Genomic DNA, 21,219 nt, shown 5'->3' on the forward strand with positions numbered 1-21,219 from the left:
GGCTCGGAGGGGGCTGACACATGCACAAGGGTGCGAAGATCGCCATCGGCGTCGTGGCCGCGGCCGTGGTGGGAGCGGCCGGCATGGGCGCGTACAACCTCGTGGACGCCGTGGCGGGTGACGGCTCGACAGGCGCGCACGGGGAGCCCGCCCCCCTGAGAACCGGGCCGCCGACAGCGGACGAGATCGAGAAGACGGCGCGCGACTTCCTCACCGCCTGGGAGGCCGGCGACACCTCCAAGGCCGCGGGCCTCACCGACAACGCGGGCGCGGCGACCACCGCCCTCACCGGCTACCGCGAGGTCGCCCACGTCGAGAAGGTGGCGCTCAAGCCGGGCACGCCGCAGGGCGCCAAGGTGCCGTTCTCCGTGAGCGCCGAGATCTCCTACGGCAAGCAGCGCTCGACCTGGACGTACGACTCCTCGCTCCAGGTCGTCCGCGGCCGCAGCACCGGCCACGCGCTCGTCGACTGGCAGCCCACCGTCGTCCACCCCGAGCTCGCGCACGGCGAGAGCCTGAAGACCGACGCGGGCGCGCCCCCGGAGGTCGCCGCCGTCGACCGGAACGGCACGAAGCTGGACGCCAAGGACTACCCCTCGCTGGCATCCGTCCTGCCGCAGCTGCGCAAGCGGTTCGGGGAGAAGGCGGGCGGCGAGCCGGGGGTGGAGGTGCGGGCCGTGCCGGAGGGCGGGGGCGCCGCCGCCGAGCCCAAGACCCTGCACGTCGTCTCGCGGGGCAAGTCCGCCACGCTCAAGACGACGCTCGACGCCGGTGCGCAGCGGGCGGCGGAGTCCGCCGTCGGGCGGCACACCGATGCGTCCGTCGTCGCGGTGAAGACCGGTACGGGCGAGATCCTGGCCGTCGCCAACTCCAGGAAGACCGAGTTCAACACCGCGCTGATGGGCCAGACCGCGCCCGGCTCCACGATGAAGATCGTCACGTCGGCGATGCTGCTCGAACAGGGCAAGGCCTCGCCCGGCAAGCCGCTGCCCTGTCCGAAGTACGCCACGTACGGGATGCGCTTCCACAACGTGGAGGAGAGCGAGAACCCCGGCGCCACCTTCGCGCAGGACTTCGCGGCCTCCTGCAACACCGCCTTCATCTCGCTGGCGGGCGATGTCGGCGACGGGGCGCTCGCGGCGGAGGCTCGGGACGTCTTCGGGCTCGGGCTGGAGTGGAAGACGGGCGTCGCCACGTTCGACGGCAGCGTGCCGGCCGAGTCCGGCGCGGGCAAGGCGGCGGCGATGATCGGGCAGGGCAAGGTGCAGATGTCCGCGCTGAACGTGGCCTCCATGGCGGCCACGGTGCGCGCGGGCTCCTTCCACCAGCCCTACATCGTCGACCCGTCCCTCGACGACCGGCAGCTCGCCCGCGCGCCCCGGTCCCTGCCCGGCTCGGTCGCGGAGCAGCTGCGCTCGATGATGCGGCTGACGGCGACGTCGGGCACGGGCGCCCGGGCCATGTCCGGGCTCGGCGGCGACATCGGCGCGAAGACGGGCTCGGCGGAGGTCGACGGCCAGGCCAAGCCGAACGGCTGGTTCAGCGCGTACCGCGGCGACGTGGCCGCGGCGGCGTACGTCCAGCAGGGCGGGCACGGGGGCGACTCGGCGGGCCCGGTGGTGGCGGCGGTCCTGAGGGCGTCGTAAGACGTCCCGTGTCCCGTGGTGACGGGGTTCGTCGTAAGACGTCCCGTGGCGCCGGGGTACTCAGCCGCGATCTGAGTACCCCGGCGGTGGTGCCGCCGCCGGGGCCCGCGTGAGAGTGGGCGCATGGGACAGAAGATCAGTGCACGGGAGCTCGCCGCGGCGACCCCCGGGGCGCGCGACCGCGTCATCGATCTGCTGCGCGTGGCCTCCCTCGGGACCGTCGTGCTCGGGCACTGGCTCATGGCCGCCGTGACCGTGGGCGACGACGGCCGCGCCGCCGTCGGCAATCTGCTCGCCGTCGAGCCGAGGCTGCAACTCCTCACCTGGGTGCTGCAGATCATGCCGGTGTTCTTCTTCGTCGGCGGCTTCTCCCACGCCCTCTCCTACCGTTCGCTGACGCGCCGCACCGGCGGCCCCGCCTACGCACTCTTCCTGCGCGCCCGCCTCCAGCGCCTCCTGCGCCCCACGATGCTCTTCGTCGCCGTATGGGGCGCGGGCGCGCTCGCCCTCCAGCTGAGCGGCCGGAGCGGAGCCCTCGCGGACGTCGCCGCGCGCCTCGTCGCCCAGCCCCTGTGGTTCATCGGCATCTACCTCGCCATGGTGGCCTTCACGCCGCCCCTCCTGCGCCTCCACGAGCGCTGCGGCTGGTACGCCTTCGCCGCCCTGGCCGCCGCGGCGGCGGCCGTGGACGTGCTGCGGTTCGCGGCCGGCGTCCCGTACGTGGAGTTCCTCAACTTCGGCTTCGTCTGGCTGGCCGTCCACCAGCTCGGCTTCCTGCGGGCCGACGGGCGCCTGCGCCTCCGCGTGCCGTGGGCGCTCGCCGCAGCCGGGCTCGCGGGCGCGGTCGGCCTCGTGGCCTTCGGGCCGTACCCGCTGTCCATGGTCGGCATGCCGGGCGAGAAGATCAGCAACATGGCGCCGCCCACCGCCGCCCTGCTCTGCCACGGCATGTGGCTGATCGGCGCGGTCGAGCTGCTGCGCGGCCCGATGACCCGCCTGGTGGCCCGGCCCCGCGTCTGGCGCACCGTCATCGCCGCGAACGGCGTGGCGATGACGGCCTTCCTGTGGCACCTCACGGCGATGCTGGGCGTGTACGGGGCGCTGCTGGCCCTGCGCGTTCCCCTGCCGGAGCCGGCGGGCGCGGCCTGGTGGCTGCAGGTGCCGGTGCGGATCGCGGCGGCCGCGGCCGTCACGGCGCTCCTGGTCGCGGTCTTCCGCAAGGCGGAGCAGCCGCCGGCTCCGGCCGCTACGGCTGCTCCGGCCGCTCCGGCCCCGGGGGTCGCCCCCGCCCGCCGTGGCACCGGACCGGCCGCCGCCGTCGGCGTCACGCTCACCCTCTTCGGCGTGCTCGGGCTGTCCATGGTGGGCTTCGGCGGGCTGCTGGACGGGCACTCCGCCGTCCTCGTCGCCGTACGCGTCACCGCGCCCGTCACCGTCGCCATGTGCGCGGCCGGCTGGCTGCTCGTCGAGCGGGCGGGAAAGAGCCCGGATACGAAGACGGCGACTGCGTCTTGATCGGATCTGCACCCGGATCCGCATCCGGATCCGCATCTGCGTGAGGCACGCAACATCGCGTGCGCCCCGCGCGCGGCGCTAGCGTCGGTGACCATGCCCCCCTTGGTCGCCGCAGCCGTCCTCATAGCCGCCGTCACCCACGCCAGCTGGAACGCCATCGCGCACGGCATCAAGGACCAGCTCCTCGCCTTCACGCTCGTCGGGGGCGGCGGAGCGGCGTGCGGGCTGGCGATGGCCGGCTTCGTACCGCTCCCGGACGGGGCGGCGTGGCCGTACCTGCTGGCGTCCGCCGTCCTGCACGTCGTCTACCAGATGCTGCTCATGCGGTCGTTCACGCTCGGCGACTTCGGGCAGATGTACCCGATCGCCCGCGGCACCGCCCCGCTCGCCGTGACCGTCCTGGCCGCCGCCTTCGCCGGGGAGACGCCCGGCGGCTGGCAGGCGGCGGGCGTGGCCGTGGCCTCGGCCGGGCTGGTCGGGCTCGCCCTGTGGGGCATCCGGGGCTCGGGGTCCCGGCCGCAGTGGGCGGCCATCGTCGCCGCCGCGGCGACGGGGCTGGCCATCGCCGCGTACACGGTCGTCGACGGCCTGGGCGTACGCGCCTCCGGTACGCCCCTCGGCTACATCGCCTGGCTGATGATCCTGGAGGGGACGCCCATCCCGCTGTACGCGCTGGCGGCGCGGCGGGGCGCGTTCGTGGCGCAGATCAGGCCGTTCGCGGTGCGCGGGCTGGTGGGCGGGGTGCTGTCCGTGTCCGCGTACGGGCTGGTGCTGTGGGCGCAGACGCGCGCCGACCTCGCGCCCATCTCGGCGCTGCGCGAGTCCTCGATCCTGGTGGGGGCGGCGATCGGGGCGCTGTTCTTCAAGGAGCGGTTCGGGGCGCCGCGGATCGCTGCGGCGGGGCTGATGGTGGCGGGGATCGGGATGATGCTGCACGCGGGGTGACGGCGCCCGGCACCGCGATCCCGGCCGGTTCACTCCCCCTTGAACGCCCGCTGCAGGCCGATGTTGCCGATGAGGATGCCGCCGTCCACGGGGAGGGTGACGCCCGTGATCCACGCGGCGTCGCGCGAGGCGAGGAAGGCGACCGCGGCGGCGATGTCCCCCGGCTCGCCGACCCGCCCCAGCGGGTACAGCGGAGCCGCACGCTCCAGCGCGCCGGGGCGGTCGTCCCAGCCGTGGGTGCGGACCGTGCCGGGAGCGACGAGGTTGACGCGTACCCCGCGGGACGCGCACTGCCCCGCCAGCGTCCGGGTCAGGCCCGCAAGGCCCGCCTTGGCGGCGCTGTAGGCGTGGTTGCCGTAGTCCTGCTCGCCGTTGACGGAGCCGATGCTGACGACCGCGCCACGGGCGCCGGGGGCCCGGGCGAGGTGCGGCATCGCCGCCCGGACGCAACGGAAGGCGCCGGTCAGGGTGATGTCGAGGTCCTGGGCCCAGGCCTCGTCGGTGACGTCCTCCACGAGCGGGGGGTCGGGGTGGAACGCGTAGGCGTTGTTGACCAGGACGTCCAGGCCGCCGAACCGTTCGACGGCGTGGGCCACCGCGCTCTCGACGGCCGCCCGGTCGCCCACGTCACAGGCCAGCGGCTCGGCGGCGAGGCCGTCCTCGCGGATGCGGGCGGCGGAGCGGGCGGCACGCTCGCCGTCGATGTCCGTGACGAGGACGCGCGCGCCCTCGGCGGCGAGGCGGTGCGCGGTGGCGGCGCCGATGCCGCGGCCGGCGCCGGTGACGAGGGCGGCGTAGCCGTCGAAGCGTGGCAGGTGCGCGATGGGCGGCACGGGCGGCGTGGGCTGCATGGGTCGATACCGTAGGCACCCGCCGCCCCGAGGAGAAGAGGACCGACCGCCATGGACCACGATCGATCCGACGCCACCCGCAGCGCGGTGCAGGCGTTCCTCACCCGCTTCGGGGAAGGCGACCCGGAGCGGACCGCCGCGCTCTTCGCCGGAACGGTCGACTGGATGATCGTCGGCGATCCGGCGGTCGTGCCGTGGGTACGGGCCCGCTCGACGCGCGCCGACGTCGCCGCGCACTTCCGCGAACTGGGCGAGAACGTCACCCAGGCGGAAGGCTCGCCTGTGGTCGACGCCCTCCTGGCGGACGGCCGCGATGCGGTGGTGACGGGCGTCATCATCGCCACGATCCGCGGCACGGGGAAGGACTTCCGGACGCCCTTCGCGCTCCGGCTGAGCGTGGAGGACGGCCTGCTGACGCGCTTCCACCTGTACGAGGACAGCTTGGCGGTGGCGCGGGCGGCGGGGTTGTAGCCACGGCCCCGCGCTCGCCTAGTACCAGCTAGTACCAGCACGTACCGAGACGGTCGACTCTTCGCTGCCCGGCCTCCCCACTCCGGGCGTACCGTGGCGTCAAGGCATCAACCACGGCTCTGGGCAGGGGAGCATGTCGAAAGAACTCGGGGAGAACGTCAAGAAGCACCGGCGCACAGCGGGACTCACTCAGGAGACCTTGGCCCTTGCCGCTGGAGTCGCGCCATCCACAGTGGCCAAACTGGAGCAGGGCGGAAACGTCCGCATCGAGACTCTGCATCTGCTCGCCCGCGCCTTGCATGTAAAGACGTCACAGCTGATGGCGTCCGACACCCCCGCTCCCGTCCGCGAAGAGGACCCCACGAAGGTCGGACTCGTTGAATTGCGGAATTCCCTGACGCCCGCTATCGGCCTCGCGGCCCCGGTGACCGAGACTCCCGAGCAAGAGCCGGACCTGGAGGCTCTCCTTGATTTGGTACGCCGAGGCTCGGCAGCCTACGACTCGGATAGATTCGGTTCTGTGGCGACTACACTGCCGCAGATCATCAGCGATGCCAATTCGGCCGTGTCCTACTACGATCACGGCGGGGAGCACGAAAAGGCGCTTTCAGCGCGCGCCGAGGCATACTTGCTGGGCGGCCGGTACCTGACTCAGGTTCGGCAATACGACCTTGCCTACCACGCCTTGTCCGGCTCCATCCGTGACGCGCAAGAGGTGAACGATACAAACACGGCAGCGTACGCAATCGTCATCATGTCATGGCTACTGCTGCGGCAAGGCCGTTTCGATGATGCGGAAAACCTGGCCGTCGAGACGGCGGACCACATCGAGCCCCGCATTTCGAAGGCCTCCCCTGAGCGTCTGGCAGTCTGGGGCTGGCTGGCACTCCAAGCCGCAGCCGCAGCCGTGCGGAACAACCGGGAAGATCACGCAACTGGTGCCCGACGCATTGCCGCCTCTGCCGCCTCTGCGCTCGGAACAAAGTCCGCTGACGCGCGGCACAGGTACGGCCGATTTGATCTCAAGGTTGCCGCAATGAAGGGGCTCGAAGACGAGCTGATCAAAGAGGGTGGCGATCCGTACCGCGTCATCGAGGAATCGACAGGGCGGGCACCCTTGTCCGACAGGTCGATGAAGGCTCTCAGCGTCCCTGAAACCGACAAGGAATGGAACCGGCACCGCCTAACCGTGGCAACCGCTTATTCAAAAACCGGAGACCACGAGAGCGCAATGGAGAGGTTGACTGCCATTGAGTACGCGAACGGCGAATGGCTTCGGCACCAGCGGACCGCCACGGATGTCATGGAAAGCATTGCCCGGAAGCGCAAGAGGACTCTGACCGGCGAAATGCGCCGGATGATGTCACTGTTGGGAGTCACGGCCTAACCGCCTTGTTCCGCAGTAGTTAGGCCCTTGCCGAGCAGGCTCGTGGTGCACTGCGTGGGGGTCACCAACACCGGCGCGGTAAGGTGCTACGAAACGCTCGTGACGTTCAACCTCCCTGAGTCCTACGGTCGTTCAGACCTACTCGACGGACTCAGGGAGTCAGCGTGGTCACCAACCCGCAGACCGGAGCTGAACGCCCCGTACAGCGCGACGTAAGGCGTACTGACACTGATAGGGCGCGGCGGAGGACGCTTGCCGACGCGGCCGCTGGTATGCACCCCTTCTCGCCGCTGCTGCCTGCCGTGTCGATCGGCTGTCAGCACCGGGGGCACTCGTGACGCGGAAGCCGGGGGCGGCGCTGTGGACCGGCTACCGCGCCGGCGCTCTGGTCGTGGACAGGGACACCGGCCGTATGGGCGTGATGCAGGCGCGTACGGAGGACGGCTACCCGATCGCACCGGTTGACGGGAGCGGCGGCCGGTGGACGGCCCGCAGCATGGACCGATTGCGTATCGCGACCAATGAGGAGCGCAAGGCGCTCGGGCTCAGTCCGCGGAGAGTGGACTGATGCCCACCTCTGTGGGGGCTCGCCCTTCCGCACTGCGCCGGACTGTGGATGGCCTCGCCCGGCCCCGCCGACCCGCCTCCCTGCCGTGAGTGCATTGCCTTGAGCACTGACCTTCGGGAAGCCCAAAACAGCAACGACGAGATCGGGTTGCTCGTGGTGCGCGCCCGGATCACGCGACACTTCAAGACCACGCACGGATCGAAGGTGGACGCGTGACCGATCAGCATCCCGCCGATGCTGACGGCGCATGCCCGGGGCTGGTGGCACCCCGGACGGTCCGGGAAGCCCGCGCGGAACGGCGCGCCGCGGAGAAGGCCGCCAAGAAGAAGTGACCCACCACGACTTACCCCGCCGTCCGCGCACCCGCGAGGCGAGCCCGACACAGACTCCCGCCCGGTCGCTCCAGTGATGGGCGCATGAGGTCAGCGACCGGGTGGGTTCCCGTGATACCCGACGAATGGAGTCTCACCATGGGTGGCAAGGATGAAGTCAACGGGTACGACGTGTTCGAAGAGGAGATCGTCACCGCGTCGGAGCCGGAGCCGGACACGCAGGAAGGCGACGATGACTGATGACTGACACCCCGTTCCCGGACGAGCCACTGAGCAACCGGGTCCGGATCGGCATGCTGATCAAGCGTGATCTCCCCGACCGGTCCGGACCTTCTGAGTGGTGCGGTAAGCACCCGAAGGAACGGACTCGGCTCGTGGCTCGTAAGGGATGGGTCTGTCTCGACTGCGTGCGGGAAGAGAGCAAGAACCAGCCATAGGCAGCCACGCCTTGCCCCGTCCGCGCCCTCACTGCGAGGCACACGGGCGGGGCTCGGTTGCACCCGGCCAGGGACTTTAAAGGGCGAGAGACTTCGAGAGAGCTCGCACCAGCACCTGGGCCCTGGGGTCCGCCGTGACGTTCTTCTGCATGCCGTTCGTGACGTAGCCGAAGGAGACGCCCGACTCCGGGTCCGCGAACGCCAGTGAGCCCCCGCGGCCCGGGTGGCCGAAGGAGCCCGGGGCCAGGAGCGGCGAGGACGGGCCGTGGAGCATGTAGCCCAGGCCGAAGCGGGTGTTCACGACGAGGACGCGGTCCGGGCCCGCCGACTCCTCCGTGCGGGCCAGCGTCAGCGTCGCCGGGGCGAAGAGGCGGCGTACGCCGTCCACGTCCCCGATCAGGGAGGCGTAGAAGCGGGCGAGCGCGTCCGCGGTCGCGATGCCCGCCGAGGCGGGCAGTTCGGCGGCTCGGTACGCCGGGTCGTTCTCGTCCGCCGCCGGGGAGATCGCCGCGAAGGCCCGCCGCGTCAGGGACTCCGGGTCGTTGTAGGCGTCCGTGACGGACTGCTTCGGGCGTACCCGCAGCCCCGCCGAGGACGGGGCCGCCGGCGCCTCGATGTCCGCGATGCGCCCGACCCGGCCCGCCTGCCGCTCGGACTCCGGCAGGCCCACCCACAGGTCCAGGCCCAGCGGCCCGGCCACCTCCTGGGCGATCCAGCGGCCTATCGAGCGCCCGGTGATGCGCTCGATCAGCTCGGCGAGCAGCCAGCTGTACGTCTGCGCGTGGTAGCCGTGCGCCGTGCCGGGCTCCCACGCCGGGGCCTGGGCTGCCAGCGCCACCGGGCCGCTGACGCCGTCGACGGCCTGCGCCGGGGTGAGGGGCACGTCGAGCGCGGGCAGGCCGGCGCGGTGCGACAGCAGGTGCCGGACGAGGACCCGCTCCTTGCCGGCCGCCTTGAACTCGGGCCAGTACGTGCCGACGGGCGCGTCCAGGTCCACCTGTCCGCGCTGGTGCAGGAGCAGCAGGACCGCCGCGGCCACACCCTTCGTGGCGGAGCGGACGATCTGCGCGGTGCCGTGCCGCCACGGCTCCTCGCCGCCGTCGGCGTCGCGGACGCCGCCCCACAGGTCGACGACCTTGCGCCCGTCGCGGTAGACGGCGACGGCCGCACCCCGCTCGCCGCGCCGGGCGAAGTTCTCCGCGAAGGCGTCCCGGACCGGTTCGAAACCGTCCGTCACCGTGCCCTGGACGTCCACCACTGTTGCCTGCTCCTGTGCCGATTGCTGCAAATTCCTCCACCATGGTGCAACGTCGCGGTCAATGCGCGTAGACCGGGGTGGAGGGACCCCCTCACCTTCCGGCGCCGCGGGCGGCCCCGTCAGGCCGCACCGGCCGTGCCGTGCGCGGGTCGAAGCCGAACGGCAGCTCCAGGCGGTGCGCGCGCATGAGGTCCTCGTCACACAGGAGGTCGCGGGTCGGACCGTCCGCCGCGATGACGCCCCCGCTGAGGACGACGGACCGCTCGCAGAGCTCCAGCGCGTACGGGAGGTCGTGGGTGACCATCAGGACCGTCACGTCCAGGGAGCGCAGGACGTCCGCGAGCTCGCGGCGCGAGGCCGGGTCGAGGTTGGACGACGGCTCGTCCAGGACGAGGATCTCCGGCTCCATCGCCAGGACCGTCGCCACGGCCACGCGCCGCCGCTGGCCGAAGGAGAGGTGGTGCGGCGGGCGGTCCGCGAAGCCGGCCATGCCGACCTGCGCCAGCGCCTTCTCCACGCACGCCTCCAGCTCCGCGCCGCGCAGGCCCGCCGCGGCGGGGCCGAACGCGACGTCCTCGCGGACGGTCGGCATGAACAGCTGGTCGTCGGGGTCCTGGAAGACGATGCCGACCCGGCGGCGGATCTCGGCGAGGTTCCGCTTCTCAACCGGCAGGCCGGCGACCCGGACGCCGCCCAGGCCTCCGCCGAGGATGCCGTTGAGGTGGAGGACGAGGGTGGTCTTGCCGGCGCCGTTCGGGCCGAGCAGCGCGACGCGCTCGCCGCGGGCGACCTCCAGGTCGACACCGAAGAGGGCCTGGTGGCCGTCGGGGTAGGCGTAGGCCAGACCCGACACCTCCAGGGAGGGCGGGGAGGGCGGGGAGGGTGTAGCGGGCGGGGAGGACGGGGCGTCGGTCATGGGAGGTCCTTCCGGTCGGGGCGTACGGCGAGCAGGGGTGGGGGCCGGGGTCAGCTTCCGGCGGCCCACGGCAGGCCGCCCGTCACCACCCACGCCGCCAGCAAGACCGCGAGCGCGGCCAGCGGAAGCGCCGCCGCGTACGCCCACTGCGTACGACTCGCCGCGGCGTCGTCGAGCACCGGCATCGTTCCCGCGTACCCCCGGCTGACCATCGCCAGGTGGACCCGCTCCCCGCGCTCGTAGGAGCGGATGAAGAGCGCGCCCGCGGACCTGGCCAGGACGCCCCAGTGGCGCACGCCGCGCGCCGTGACGCCGCGCGATTCGCGGGCGATGCGCATACGGCGCATCTCGTCGGTGACCACGTCCCCGTAGCGGATCATGAAGGAGGCGATCTGGACGAGCAGCGGGGGCATGCGCAGGCGCTGCAGGCCGAGGAGGAGCGAGCGGAGCTCCGTCGTCGAGGCGAGCAGGACGGATGCGGCGACGCCCAGCGTGCCCTTGGCGAGGACGTTCCAGGCGCCCCAGAGGCCGGGCTCGCTGAGCGACAGCCCGAGGACGTGCGTCTTCTCGCCCGGGACGACGAACGGCATCAGCAGCGCGAACGCCACGAACGGGATCTCGATCAGCAGCCGGCGGAGGAGGAAGCCGGCCGGGATCCGGGCCGCGACCGCCGCGGCGGCGACGAGCAGGGCGTACAGGCCGAAGGCCCATACGGCCTCGCGCGGTGTCGCGACGACCGTCAGGACGAACGCGAGGACGGCTGCGATCTTGCAGTGCGGGGGGAGGGTGTGAACGGGGGAGTGCGCGTGCCGGTAGAGCTTGTGCGCGTGGCCGGCGCCCATGCTCAGGCGCCCTCGGCGGACGGGGCGGCCGGGGCGGCGCGGCGGCGCCGCACGACCACGAAGACGGCGGTGCCGACGGCCAGGGTCGCGCCGACGCCGATCACTCCGGCGAGGCCGCCGGAGATGCGCTCGTCGGCGACGTCCTTGACCTGGTAGTCGGCGAGGGGCGAACCCTTGGCGGCGTGCTCCTCGGCCTTGCTGTCGATGCCCTTGTCGTGCGCGACCTTCTCCAGGCCGTCGGGGCTGGTGGAGGCGTAGTAGCTGACCCCACCGGCACAGACGAGCGCGACACCGAGCCCGACGAGCCACAGGCGACGCGCGGAGCGGGGCGTTGCCGCGGGCCCGGCGTTGTCCGGTGCCTCGGGAGCGTCCGCGCCCGCAGGCTCCATGCCGGCTTTGGCCACCGAATCCGCCGCGACGGCGGCCGGCCCCTCACCGCCTGACCGGCGGTGCCCGGCCTCCTCGCGGCCGTCCGGCACCGCCGGGCTGCGCCGCTGAGGCTGATCGCCGTCGCGGCGGAGGGAGGTTGCCGGGCTTCCCGGCACCGCGGGTGCCCCCGAGCCCGCAGGCCCGGCCGCGGCGTCCGGCACCGCCGGGCTGCGCCGCTGGGGCTGGTCACCGCCGCGGCGGAGGGAAGTCGCCGGGCCCGCCGGCTCGGTCGGCGGCGCCGTGCGCAGTTCCAGGGGACGGAAAACGTCCCGCGCCGCGTGGATCAGGTCCGGGCGGACGGCCGCCACCGCGCTGACCGTCAGGGCCGTGATCGCCGCCTCGCCCAGGCCGATGAGGACGTGGACGCCCACCATCGCCGTGAAGACCTTCCCGACCGGGACGTCCGTCGTGCCGCCCACCGCGTAGATCAAAGTGAACGCGGCGGCCGCGGCCGGGACGGAGACCAGGGCCGCGGCGAAGGAAGCCGCGGTCAGGCTCGCGCGCCCCCGTGGCAGCAGCCTCACCAGGCCCCGGAACACCGCGTACGCCACGACCGTCGTGACGACGCCCATGTCGCTGATGTTGACGCCGAGCGCCGACAGCCCGCCGTCGGCGAAGAGCACGCCCTGCATGAGCAGGACGACGGATATGCAGAGCACCCCCGTGTACGGCCCGACGAGGATCGCGGCGAGCGCCCCGCCCAGCAGGTGCCCGCTCGTGCCCGCCGCCACCGGGAAGTTCAGCATCTGGACGGCGAAGATGAACGCCGCGACCAGGCCCGCCAGCGGCGCGGCCTTGTCGTCCAGTTCGCGCCGTGCGCCGCGCAGGCTCACGGCGACGGCGCCCGCGGCCACCACGGCGGTGGCGGCCGAGACGGGCGCGTCGATGAATCCGTCGGGTACGTGCATGACGTCACTCCCTCTACCACCGTGGCCGGAACCGCTCGATGATAGGGGCTCTCTGCGAATCTCTCGCAAGAGCTTGTGCAGCGCTCCTGCGCGCCCCTCGCTCACCCGCGCGCCGCCCCGGTGGCGGCCCCGGCCCCCTGCCCGAATGCTGGGCAGTATGACCACGGCCCCCGCGCCCCCGGCGGACGTCCCCGCGGCCGCCCCGCCGCCGCTCAGTCGCCGCCGCACGAACCTGGTCTTCGTCACGATCGTGCTCGGCATGCTGCTCGCGGCCCTCGACCAGACGATCGTCTCGACCGCGCTGCCGACGATCGTCGCGGACCTGGGCGGCGGCGGGCACATGGCGTGGGTGGTCACGGCGTACCTGCTCGCCGAGACCGTCTCGACCGTCCTGGTCGGCAAGTTCGGCGACCTCTTCGGCCGGAAGGTCGTCTTCCAGCTCAGCGCCGTCGTCTTCACCGCCGGATCGGTCTTCGCGGGTGTCGCCGACTCCATGCTGATGCTGATCGCCGCGCGCGCCCTGCAGGGCGTCGGCGGCGGCGGTCTGATGGTCACCGCCATGGCGCTGATCGCGGACGTCATCCCGCTGCGCGAGCGCGGCAAGTACCAGGGCGCGCTGGGCGCGGTCTTCGGCGTGACGACGGTCGTCGGCCCGACCCTGGGCGGCGTCTTCACCGACCACGCGACGTGGCGGTGGTGCTTCTACGTCAACGTGCCCGTGGCGATCGTGATGGTCGTCATGGCGGCCCGCACGATCCCGGTGGTCCGCTCGGCCGTCCGCCCCGTCATCGACTACCTGGGCATCGCCCTGGTGGCCGCCGGCTCCTCCGCGCTGGTCCTCGGCCTGGAGTGGGGCGGCAACACGTACGCGTGGAGCTCGGCGGTCGTCGTCGGCCTGTTCGCGGGCGCGGTCGTCCTCCTGACCGGCTTCGTCCTGGTGGAGCTGCGGGCGAAGGAACCGATGCTCCCCATGCATCTGTTCCGCAACCCCGTCTTCACCGTCTGCTCGCTCCTCAGCTTCATCGTGGGCTTCGCGATGCTGGGCGCGCTGACGTACCTGCCGACGTACCTGCAGTACGTGGACGGGGTGTCGGCCACGATGTCGGGCGTGCGGGCGCTGCCGATGGTCGCCGGGCTGCTGGGCGCGTCCATGCTCTCGGGCATCGTCGTCAGCCGCACCGGCCGCTACCGGATGTTCCCCGTGGCGGGCATGGCGGTGATGGCGCTGGGGCTGTACCTGATGTCGACGATGGGGGCGTCGACGGGGGCGTGGCTGGAGTCGCTGTACATGTTCGTGCTGGGCGTGGGCATCGGGCTGGCCATGCAGGTGCTGACGATCGCCGTGCAGAACACCGTCCCATACCACGAACTGGGCACGGCCACCTCGGGCGTCACCTTCTTCCGCACGCTCGGCAGCTCCTTCGGCACGGCCATCTTCGGCACGCTCTACAGCAACCGGCTGAAGCCCAATCTGACGGAGGCGCTGTCCCGCTCGCCCGGCGTGCCGCCGTCCGCCGTGATCAGCCCGCAGGGGCTGGCCGCGCTGCCGCCGGAGCAGGCGCGGCCGGTCGTCGACGCGTACGCGCAGACCGTGAACTACGTCTTCCTGTGGGTGGTGCCGGTGGCGCTGGCGGGCTTCGTCGCCGCGTGGTTCCTCAAGGAGGTGCCGCTGCGCGACAGCGCGCGGGCCGGCGCCTCCGACATGGGCGAGGGCTTCGCGGCGCCGGACTCCGCGGAGGCCGAGCGGCAGCTGGAGCGGGCGGTCGCGGGCGTCATGCGCAAGGCCAAAGGGCCGGTGAGCCGCCAGGTGCTGGCGGAGTCGGGCAGCCCGCTCGGCCCGGCCGAGGCGTGGACGCTGAGCCAGATCCACTGGCGGCTGTGCGTGCGCGGCGAGGCGGCGCTGTCGTCGGTGGCGGCGGCGCACCGGATGCCGCCGGAGGTGCTGCAGCCGGCCTTCGCGCGCACGGCGGAGGCCGGGTACGCGCGCGTGGACGGCGACCGGCTCTCGCTGACGCCCGCGGGCGAGGCGGAGATCGAACGGCTGGGCACGACGTGGCGCGCGTGGCTGGCCGCCCGCCTGGACGACTGGGACGTCGGCGACCCCGAGGACCGCGCCCGGCTCGACCGCGCCCTGGACGCGATGGCGGAGCGGCTGCTGGAGGAGGCGGAGGCGGCGGAGGAGGAGGGGCAGGAGCGGATCACCGTGTAGGCCGTACAGGGCGCGTGAGCCCGAAGGGTGAGTCAGGCGCGTGAGCCCGAAGGGTGAGTCAGTGGCCCCGGGAGAATTTCCCCCCTCCCGGGGCCACCCCCCTCGGAACACCTGGTGCAGGGCAGGTGTCCGGTCCGTGTGCGCACGCGTGACCGTGCGCGCGCCGGGCGTCGGCGTGCACCCCCGTGGCACGTCGCGGCCCGAGCGGCCGGTCCCCAGCCTCGTACGGAAGCCGGGCCTCCACTAGTGGCATTCCTAGGGGCAAGATGGCTCCCGTGGAGATCGGAGAACTGGTCAGGGAGCTGCGCAAGGCGCGCGGATGGAGCCAGGGGCGGCTCGCGGCGGAGATCAACGACGCGTTCGGCACCGCGCTGGCCCGGGAGTACGTGAGCGGCTGGGAGCGGGGCAAGGTCCGGCCCGGGCCGTTCTACCTGCGCGCCCTCGCCCGGGTGCTCGACGTGCCGGCGGCCGCGCTGGCGGGCGGCGGCCCGGCGGACGGTGCCGCGGCGGCCGCGCTCGCCCCGGCCGTCGCCTCCGACCTCCTGAGCACGGGCTTCGCCGCCCGCCTGCGCGGCGGCCCCTCGGCCGGGGAGTGGGAGGGCCGGCTCACCGCCTACGGCACCGACTACATGTCCTCGCCCGCCGCCGATCTCCAGCGCCGGGTCGCCGAGGACCTGGTCGTCGTCCAGCAGCAGCTCGACGACCCGCGGATGTGGTCGGTGGCCGCCCGGCTGATGACGGTGTACGCCACGACCTTCTCGCGGCAGGAGTGCGCGAAGACCGTCATGTGGTTCCGGATGGCCGCCGACGCGGCGGACCGCTCGGGCGACACCGGCGTACGGGTCTGGGTCCGCGGCCGGGGCGCCCTCACCCTCGGCTACGGCGGCACGTCCACGGGCCTCGCCGAACTCCTGGCCGACCAGGCCCTGGCCCTCACCGGCAAGCCGTCCGTGGGCCTGCTGCACGCCACGCTCGGCAAGGCGTACGCGGCGGCCCTGCGCGGCGACCGGGCGACGGCCCTGCGGCTGGCCGACCGGGGACGGCGGATCTTCGACGCCGCGTACGACCCGTCGGCGCAGCTCAGCGACTACAGCATTCCCTCCTGGCGCATGAACGGCTTCCTGTCGCTGCTGTCCGCGCGGCTGGGCGACGAGAAGCAGGCCACGGAGGCGCGGGAGGCGGCGCTGCGCGAACTGCCCGAACGCCTGCCGCGCTTCGCCACGCACCTGGAACTGCACAAGGGCCTCACTCTCGTCCGCGCGGGCGACCGCGAGGGCGGGGTGGCCTGCGCCCGGGCGGCGCTGGAGGCTCTGCCGCAGGACAAGTGGTGCGGCACGCTGCAGATGCTGATGGCGGAGATCGCGGCGTGAAAGTGCAAGCCTTCCGCGCATTCCGTACGAGTGAAACTCCCCTGCCCAGACAGGTGAATTAATCAGAATATACGCACATTTGACCCGCACTTGGTCAATTCCTCATGACGACCACCTCGGCATCCACAGCACCGCAGAGCACAGCACCGCACAGCAGAGTCTGAGGAGATGCGTCATGCGCCGGTACAGACGTCTGGGAATCGCCTTCGCCATCGCCGCCGCCGTCCTCCCGGCAGCGCTCCCCGGGACCGCGGCCCGGGCCACGCCCCCGCCGGAACCCGCCACACCGCAGGCCGCGCAGCAGGCCGGCCGGCACCAGCACCGGGCCCCGCTGGACTTCGACGAGAACGAGTGCGAGGGGCCGGCCGCGGACGAGGGGGACATCTACACGCGGCCCCCCAACACCGGGCACCCGGCGACCACGCCCACGACCACAACCACGACCACGCACACGCCCACGCCCACGCACCGCCGCGGCCTGCCGCTGAAGTGGCCCCGGAACCTGCCGGACCGCAAAGAGGCCGTGCGCATGCTGGGCGAACTCGACGTCAAGGCCTTCAGCAGCAAGGGCTATCACCGCAGTCACTTCGGCTCCGTCTGCTGGGTCCGGCACGGCGTCGACCGGTGCACCACCCGGCAGATCGCCCTCAAGTTCCAGTCCGTCGTCCCGGCGACCCTCGACGGCCGGTGCAAGGTCGTCGGCGGGCGGTGGCACAGCGAGTACGACAACAGGGACATGGGCGACCCGGTGCACGTCGACATCGACCACATCGTGCCGCTGCGGCACGCGTGGGGGTCCGGTGCGCGCACCTGGACGGCCAAGAAGCGGCAGGAGTTCGCCAACGACCTGACCGCCTCGCCGCAGCTGATCGCGGTGTCCACCTGGGCCAACCGGCGCAAGGGCGACAAGGGACCCGACAAGTGGATGCCGGTGGCCGGCGCCGAGTGCCTCTACAGCCAGGCGTGGATCGGGGTGAAGGACTACTACGGGCTGTCCGTCACCCGGAAGGAGAAGGCCAAGCTGCAGCAGGTGCTGGCCGGCTGCAAGAAGTGACCCGGGGCCGGGCGTGACCCGGGGCCGGGCGGCGCCGCTCCCCCGCCGGGGCGCTACAGCGCCGCCCGGCTCCCCGTGGTCACCGGCGCCGTCGCCGTGGCCGCACGCTCGGCGGCGTCCGCGACCTGGGCCGCCGTGAGGACGTAGCCCGTCTCCGCGTCCGCCGTGGAGCGGGCGAAGACCACGCCGTAGACCCGGCCGGCCGGGGTCAGGAGCGGTCCGCCGGAGTTGCCCGGGCGGATCGTGGACCGTACGGAGTACACCTGCCGGGTGGTCACGCCGTCGCCGTAGATGTCCTGGCCCTTGGCGCGGAGCTCGTTGGCGACCGTGGCCGCCCGGATGTCGAGCCCGCCGTTCTGCGGGAAGCCGGCGACGATCGCCGTGTCCCCGCGCTTGGCCGACTTGTCGAACGGCAGCACGGGGGCCTTCAGGCCCGGCACGTCCAGGACGGCGACATCCGTCCTCGGGTCGAAGAGGACGACCTTCGCCTTGTACGCCTTGCCGACGCCGCCGACGCGTACGGTCGGGCTGTTCACCCCGGCCACGACGTGGGCGTTCGTCATCACGTGCTGCGCGGCGTAGACGAAGCCGCTGCCCTCCTGGCCGCGGCGGCCCTCGCCGGTGTCGGCGACGCCCTCGACCTTGACCACGCTCTCCTTGGCCGCCCTGGTCGCGGCGGGGGTGACGGCGTCGCCCGACGGCCTGGGGACGCTCGTCGCCGGCTCGTTCTCGAAGGGGTTGAAGACCTGCGGGAAGCCCGCGCCGTTCAGGGCGTCCGTGGTGCGGCTGAACCACGTCGGCGCCTGCTCGGGCATCGCCTTCTGGACGGCGCCCAGCAGCGCCGACTCCCTGATCTGCCGGGTGAGCAGCGGCGAATTCGCCGAGGCGAGCACGCTCGCGGCCACCCAGCCGACGAGCAGCACGGCCAGGGAGTTCACGACGGCGCCGCCGACGCCGTCGATGCCGCGGACCGGGGCCCACGTCAGGCGACGGCGCAGGCCGTAGGCCAGGCGGGCGGCCAGGGCGTGGCCGATCGCGGCCGGGACGAGGACGACCAGGACGGCGACGACCGCGGCGGTGGCGGTCCCCGCCTCGAAGGGCTCCAGGGCGAACGGCAGCACCCACACACCGAGGACGGCTCCGCCGAGGAAACCGGCGAGCAGCACGACGCTGGCGACCAGGCCGCGGCGGAAGCCGGAGACGGCGTAGCCGAGGACGACGAGCAACAGCAGCAGATCGAGCAGGTTCAACACGGAGCCCTTTCCTTCGCGCGCGCCCCCGAACGCGCCCACGGGTCGGTTGACCCGTGGACTTGAAGAAACGCGGGCACGGCAGGGGGCGGTTCCCATTCCGGGCGAATTCATGGCGTACGCCACGTTGCCGCCGGGCGCGGGGCGTACGACCACGGCGCGCTCGGCACCGCCGGGCTCCCTGACGGTGGCTGCTCGCCGTCGCGGCGGGGGAAAGGCCCCGGCCCCGCCCTTTCACCGTTTCCTGGGGCAAGCCCCAGCCCCCGCCGGGTGCGCGGGCAGCGGGGCGCCGACCCGACCCGCCCCCCCCCGGGGGGCCGGGGAACCTCCCCCGGGAAACGGTGAAAGGGCGGGACCGGGGCTCCCCTCCCGCCGCCGCGGCGATCAGCCGAAACGGCGCGGCCCGGCGGTGCCGGATCCCACTTCCGTGGGGAAGGCACCGCCGGGCTCCCTGACGGTGGCCGGACGCCGTCGCGGCGGGCGGAACCGCTTGCCGCGGCGCCCAGCCGAAACGGCTGCGGCCCGGCCGCGCCTCCCCCACCGAGTGGGGTCGGCACCGCCGGGCCGCAGCCGCAAAGCGAAGGTCAGGCCTTGACCAGTTCCCGGTCCTCGTCCGCCTCCGGCGCCTTCGGCGCCCCGGGCTCGGCGAGCCGCTTCTGCAGGCCCTCGCCCTCGACGTCCACGTTCGGGAGGATCTTCGCGAGCCATCCCGGGAGCCACCAGGCCGACTGCCCGAGCAGGGCGAGCACCGCCGGCACGATCGCCATCCGGACCACGAACGCGTCGAAGAAGACCGCGATCGCCAGGCCGAAGCCGATCATCTTGATCATCTGCTCGGAGGAGCCGATGAAGCCGGCGAAGACGCTCATCATGATGACGGCCGCGGCCGTCACCACCCGCGCCCCGTGCTTGAAGCCGGTCACCACGGCCTGCCCGGGCCGCTCGCCGTGGACGAACGCCTCCCGCATCCGCGTCACGAGGAAGACCTCGTAGTCCATGGCGAGACCGAAGACGACGCCCACCATGAAGATCGGCATCATCGACATGATCGGGCCGGTCTCCTCGACCCCGAAGAGCGAGCCGAGCCAGCCCCACTGGAAGACCGCGACCACGGCGCCCAGCGCGGCGACCACGGACAGCAGGAAGCCCAGCGCGGCCTTCAGCGGCACGAGCACGGACCGGAAGACGACCATCAGCAGCAGGAAGGCCAGGCCGACGACCAGCGCCAGGTAGGGCAGCAGGGCGTCGTTGAGCTTCTGCGAGACGTCGATGTTCATGGCCGTGGCGCCGGTGACGAGCACCTCGGCGCCGGTGTCGGCCTTGAGCGAGTCGCCCTTGCCGCGGATCGCGTGGACCAGGTCCTCGGTCTCCGTGCTGGTCGGCTTGGACTTGGGCACGACGGTGAGCATGGCCGTGTCACCGGCCGGGTTGAAGGCCGCCGGGGTCACCGTGGCGACGTTGTCCAGGCCCTTCAGGGTGTCGCCGACCTTCTGGACGGCGCCCTTGCGGTCCTTGGCGTCGGCCACGTCCGTGATGACCATGAGCGGGCCGTTGAAGCCCGGGCCGAAGCCCTCGGACAGCAGGTCGTACGCCTTGCGCTGCGTGCTGGTCTTGGAGGCCGCCCCGTCGTCGGGAAGGCCCAGCTCCAGCGAGGCCGCCGGGACGGCGATCGCGCCGAGGCCGATCACGCCCGCGGCCAGCACCAGCAGCGGCTTGCGCAGCACGAAGCGGGCCCAGCGGGTGCCCATGTTGGGCTTGTCGCCGGCGACGGCGTCCGGCCCGGCCTTGCGGACCTTGCGGGCGAGCACCTGCTTGCCGGCGAAGCCGAGCAGGGCGGGGATGAGCGAGAGCGCGATCAGCACCGCGATGGTGACCGTGCCCGCCGCGGCCATGCCCATCTTCGTCAGCATGGGGATGTTGACGACCATGAGGCCCGCGAGCGCGATGACGACCGTCAGGCCCGCGAAGACCACCGCGGAACCGGCCGTGCCGACGGCCCGGCCCGCCGCCTCCTCGCGCTCACGGCCTTCGGCCAGCTCCGCGCGGTAGCGGGAGACGATGAAGAGCGCGTAGTCGATGCCGACCGCGAGGCCGATCATCATGGCGAGCGTGGAGGTGTTGCTGGAGAGGTCCAGCAGCGGCGCGAGCGCGGCGATGGACGAGACGCCGATGCCGACGCCGATGATGGCCGTCAGGAGCGGCAGCCCGGCGGCGACCAGCGAGCCGAAGGTGATCAGCAGGACGATCGCGGAGATCGCGATGCCGATGGCCTCGGAGCCGCCCTCGGGCATCTCCTGCAGCACGCTGCCGCCGACCTCGACGGTCAGCCCGGCGTCGCGCCCGTGCTGCGCGGCGTCCTTCAGCTCCTTGCGCGAGTCCTCGGTCAGGTCCATGGACTTGACCTTGTACGCGGCGGAGGCGTAGCCGGTGGTCTCCGCCTGGTTGACGGTGTGGCCGGCGAAGGGGTCGGCGGCCTGCGCGACCTGCGGGCTGCGCTTGAGCTCGCCGATGACCTTCTCGACCGCCGCCTTGTTCCCGGCGTCGGTGAGCTTCTGGCCCTCGGGGGCCTTGAAGACGATGCGGGCGGAGGCGTTCTGCTCGTTGTTGCCCGGGAAGCGCTTCTCCAGCAGGTCGAAGGCGCGCTGCGCCTCGGTGCCGGGGATGGAGAAGTCGTTGTTGGTGGACTTGGACGCCGTGGCGGCGCCGAAACCGGCGAGGACCAGCAGCGCCACCCATATGAGGGCGAAGTACCAGCGCCGCCGGAAGGCGGTCCGGCCGAGTCTGTAGAGGAACGTGGCCACGAGAAGTGGTGCTCCCGTCGGATCAGTGGG

The 21,219-nt window shown here is 72.7% G+C and carries 16 protein-coding genes; 9 read left to right on the plus strand and 7 right to left on the minus strand.

All coding sequences use genetic code 11. The features are described 5' to 3' along the window. Window positions 1-20 precede the first annotated feature (20 nt). The 3 genes from IE241_RS11570 to IE241_RS11580 all read left to right on the plus strand — a co-directional run bounded on the left by IE241_RS11570 (window position 21) and on the right by IE241_RS11580 (window position 4,106). Entirely contained in the window at window positions 21-1,646 is a 1,626-nt protein-coding gene (locus tag IE241_RS11570) for a penicillin-binding transpeptidase domain-containing protein (RefSeq protein WP_190021630.1), read from the plus strand. Between the two features lie 123 nt (window positions 1,647-1,769). Next, the gene (locus tag IE241_RS11575; protein WP_190021631.1) at window positions 1,770-3,161 is read left to right on the plus strand and encodes an acyltransferase family protein; all 1,392 of its coding nucleotides are present in this window, start codon (window positions 1,770-1,772) and stop codon (window positions 3,159-3,161) included. A gap of 93 nt (window positions 3,162-3,254) precedes the next feature. Beyond that, window positions 3,255-4,106, plus strand: coding sequence for an EamA family transporter (locus IE241_RS11580; RefSeq protein WP_190021632.1), 852 nt, complete (start codon window positions 3,255-3,257; stop codon window positions 4,104-4,106). Window positions 4,107-4,135: 29 nt separating this feature from the next. Here IE241_RS11580 and IE241_RS11585 read toward each other — a convergent pair whose 3' ends face one another. Continuing rightward, window positions 4,136-4,957 (minus strand): SDR family NAD(P)-dependent oxidoreductase, encoded by an 822-nt coding sequence (locus IE241_RS11585; RefSeq protein ID WP_229899137.1) that lies wholly within the window; start codon window positions 4,955-4,957, stop codon window positions 4,136-4,138. 51 nt (window positions 4,958-5,008) lie between these two features. Here IE241_RS11585 and IE241_RS11590 point away from each other — a divergent pair, with 51 nt between their 5' ends. The 3 genes from IE241_RS11590 to IE241_RS11600 all read left to right on the plus strand — a co-directional run bounded on the left by IE241_RS11590 (window position 5,009) and on the right by IE241_RS11600 (window position 7,383). Beyond that, window positions 5,009-5,428, plus strand: coding sequence for a nuclear transport factor 2 family protein (locus IE241_RS11590; RefSeq protein WP_190021633.1), 420 nt, complete (start codon window positions 5,009-5,011; stop codon window positions 5,426-5,428). 133 nt (window positions 5,429-5,561) lie between these two features. After that, window positions 5,562-6,815: a helix-turn-helix domain-containing protein gene (locus IE241_RS11595; protein WP_190021634.1), complete on the plus strand. Its 1,254-nt coding sequence runs from the start codon at window positions 5,562-5,564 to the stop codon at window positions 6,813-6,815. 334 nt (window positions 6,816-7,149) lie between these two features. Then, on the plus strand, window positions 7,150-7,383 hold the full coding sequence (locus IE241_RS11600) for a hypothetical protein (protein WP_190021635.1): 234 nt from the start codon (window positions 7,150-7,152) through the stop codon (window positions 7,381-7,383). 845 nt (window positions 7,384-8,228) lie between these two features. Here IE241_RS11600 and IE241_RS11605 read toward each other — a convergent pair. The 4 genes from IE241_RS11605 to IE241_RS11620 all read right to left on the minus strand — a co-directional run bounded on the left by IE241_RS11605 (window position 8,229) and on the right by IE241_RS11620 (window position 12,505). Continuing rightward, window positions 8,229-9,410 (minus strand): serine hydrolase domain-containing protein, encoded by a 1,182-nt coding sequence (locus IE241_RS11605; protein WP_190021855.1) that lies wholly within the window; start codon window positions 9,408-9,410, stop codon window positions 8,229-8,231. A gap of 91 nt (window positions 9,411-9,501) precedes the next feature. Beyond that, window positions 9,502-10,326 (minus strand): energy-coupling factor ABC transporter ATP-binding protein, encoded by an 825-nt coding sequence (locus IE241_RS11610; protein ID WP_190021636.1) that lies wholly within the window; start codon window positions 10,324-10,326, stop codon window positions 9,502-9,504. 50 nt (window positions 10,327-10,376) lie between these two features. Continuing rightward, a complete protein-coding gene (gene cbiQ / locus IE241_RS11615; RefSeq protein WP_190021637.1) occupies window positions 10,377-11,168 on the minus strand; it encodes a cobalt ECF transporter T component CbiQ in 792 nt (263 codons plus the stop codon). A 2-nt stretch (window positions 11,169-11,170) separates the two neighbouring features. Then, the gene (locus IE241_RS11620) at window positions 11,171-12,505 is read right to left on the minus strand and encodes an energy-coupling factor ABC transporter permease (RefSeq protein WP_190021638.1); all 1,335 of its coding nucleotides are present in this window, start codon (window positions 12,503-12,505) and stop codon (window positions 11,171-11,173) included. A gap of 157 nt (window positions 12,506-12,662) precedes the next feature. Between IE241_RS11620 and IE241_RS11625 the strand changes: the two genes are divergently transcribed. The 3 genes from IE241_RS11625 to IE241_RS11635 all read left to right on the plus strand — a co-directional run bounded on the left by IE241_RS11625 (window position 12,663) and on the right by IE241_RS11635 (window position 17,138). Continuing rightward, the gene (locus IE241_RS11625) at window positions 12,663-14,714 is read left to right on the plus strand and encodes an MDR family MFS transporter (RefSeq protein ID WP_190021639.1); all 2,052 of its coding nucleotides are present in this window, start codon (window positions 12,663-12,665) and stop codon (window positions 14,712-14,714) included. 266 nt (window positions 14,715-14,980) lie between these two features. Further along, entirely contained in the window at window positions 14,981-16,084 is a 1,104-nt protein-coding gene (locus IE241_RS11630) for a helix-turn-helix domain-containing protein (RefSeq protein WP_308433671.1), read from the plus strand. 175 nt (window positions 16,085-16,259) lie between these two features. Continuing rightward, window positions 16,260-17,138 (plus strand): HNH endonuclease family protein, encoded by an 879-nt coding sequence (locus tag IE241_RS11635; RefSeq protein WP_190021641.1) that lies wholly within the window; start codon window positions 16,260-16,262, stop codon window positions 17,136-17,138. Window positions 17,139-17,191: 53 nt separating this feature from the next. Here IE241_RS11635 and IE241_RS11640 read toward each other — a convergent pair whose 3' ends face one another. Together IE241_RS11640 and IE241_RS11645 are read right to left on the minus strand one after the other, a co-directional pair. Further along, complete coding sequence (locus IE241_RS11640; RefSeq protein ID WP_190021856.1) at window positions 17,192-18,388, minus strand: MarP family serine protease; 1,197 nt, start codon at window positions 18,386-18,388, stop codon at window positions 17,192-17,194. Between the two features lie 584 nt (window positions 18,389-18,972). Then, window positions 18,973-21,189: an MMPL family transporter gene (locus tag IE241_RS11645; protein ID WP_190021642.1), complete on the minus strand. Its 2,217-nt coding sequence runs from the start codon at window positions 21,187-21,189 to the stop codon at window positions 18,973-18,975. Between the last annotated feature and the right edge of the window lie 30 nt (window positions 21,190-21,219).

This window comes from Streptomyces hiroshimensis, assembly GCF_014650335.1.
GTDB lineage: Bacteria > Actinomycetota > Actinomycetes > Streptomycetales > Streptomycetaceae > Streptomyces > Streptomyces hiroshimensis.

What these genes read in the sequence shown, in the direction of transcription:
- IE241_RS11570 (WP_190021630.1), top strand. Translation starts at nt 21, where the DNA reads ATGCACAAGGGTGCGAAGATCGCCATCGGCGTCGTGGCCGCGGCCGTG.
- IE241_RS11575 (WP_190021631.1), top strand. Translation starts at nt 1,770, where the DNA reads ATGGGACAGAAGATCAGTGCACGGGAGCTCGCCGCGGCGACCCCCGGG.
- IE241_RS11580 (WP_190021632.1), top strand. Translation starts at nt 3,255, where the DNA reads ATGCCCCCCTTGGTCGCCGCAGCCGTCCTCATAGCCGCCGTCACCCAC.
- IE241_RS11585 (WP_229899137.1), bottom strand. Translation starts at nt 4,957, where the DNA reads ATGCAGCCCACGCCGCCCGTGCCGCCCATCGCGCACCTGCCACGCTTC.
- IE241_RS11590 (WP_190021633.1), top strand. Translation starts at nt 5,009, where the DNA reads ATGGACCACGATCGATCCGACGCCACCCGCAGCGCGGTGCAGGCGTTC.
- IE241_RS11595 (WP_190021634.1), top strand. Translation starts at nt 5,562, where the DNA reads ATGTCGAAAGAACTCGGGGAGAACGTCAAGAAGCACCGGCGCACAGCG.
- IE241_RS11610 (WP_190021636.1), bottom strand. Translation starts at nt 10,326, where the DNA reads ATGACCGACGCCCCGTCCTCCCCGCCCGCTACACCCTCCCCGCCCTCC.
- cbiQ (WP_190021637.1), bottom strand. Translation starts at nt 11,168, where the DNA reads ATGGGCGCCGGCCACGCGCACAAGCTCTACCGGCACGCGCACTCCCCC.
- IE241_RS11620 (WP_190021638.1), bottom strand. Translation starts at nt 12,505, where the DNA reads ATGCACGTACCCGACGGATTCATCGACGCGCCCGTCTCGGCCGCCACC.
- IE241_RS11625 (WP_190021639.1), top strand. Translation starts at nt 12,663, where the DNA reads ATGACCACGGCCCCCGCGCCCCCGGCGGACGTCCCCGCGGCCGCCCCG.
- IE241_RS11630 (WP_308433671.1), top strand. Translation starts at nt 14,981, where the DNA reads ATGGCTCCCGTGGAGATCGGAGAACTGGTCAGGGAGCTGCGCAAGGCG.
- IE241_RS11635 (WP_190021641.1), top strand. Translation starts at nt 16,260, where the DNA reads ATGCGCCGGTACAGACGTCTGGGAATCGCCTTCGCCATCGCCGCCGCC.